The 759-nt window shown below is 66.8% G+C and carries 1 protein-coding gene; it reads right to left on the reverse strand.

Features of this window, described 5'->3' with window-relative positions; genetic code table 11:
- A partial coding sequence (locus B2X67_RS03525) for a response regulator (RefSeq protein WP_286784631.1) occupies nucleotides 1-531 on the reverse strand: 531 nt, incomplete at its 3' end.
- Nucleotides 532-759 lie beyond the last annotated feature (228 nt).

Here is a 759-nt window from a genome sequence, read left to right on the forward strand (position 1 = left end):
AGCCGCGGGGGCCGCCGCCGGGCGCGGCGACTGCGCGGGGCCTGTATTGATCACCGCGGCCTTGCCGCCGGTGAGGGCTGCGAGGGAATCGTTGGGGATACCGCCGGACAGCGTGCGGGCCGGCGCCGAGGCGGACAGCGCCTCGAGCTTGCCGGCTCGGCTCAGGGCCTTCTTCACCTTGTTGATCAACTGGTCGTTGGAGAAGGGCTTGCCGATGTAGTCGCTGACGCCGGCCTGGATCGCCTGGACCACGTTCTCCTTGTCGCCGCGGCTGGTGACCATGATGAACGGCGTGGTCTTGAGCGTGTCCTGTTCGCGGCACCAGGTGAGCAGTTCGAGACCGGACATCTCCGGCATTTCCCAGTCGCAGAGGATCAGGTCGACGGTCACGCGGCCGAGCAATTGCTGGGCCTTGCGCCCGTTCACCGCTTCTTCCAGCTGGATGCCGGGAAAGTGGTCGCGTAACCCCTTTTTCACCAGATCGCGAATGAAGGAGGCGTCGTCCACCACCAGCACACTGACTTTGCTCATCGGCCACTCCTGAAGATTGGACCTAAGCATAGCCTTGGCGAGTAGCTAATGGCTAACCGCCCACGCCATGGGCGGAAAATCCCGGAAGGGCCTCGGCGAAGCGCGCGCGCCGCCGGCAGCCGGATGCCGGGGCAGGGCGCGCGCGGCTCAGGGCGCGATTTCTTCCGGTTCGCCGGGGAGCTGGCGTCTCTTCTTGGTCAGCCCGGTGTGGCGCACGTCGGTGCCGCG

The organism is Pseudomonas sp. UBA3153 (genome assembly GCF_002364635.1).
GTDB lineage: Bacteria > Pseudomonadota > Gammaproteobacteria > Pseudomonadales > Pseudomonadaceae > Pseudomonas_O > Pseudomonas_O kuykendallii.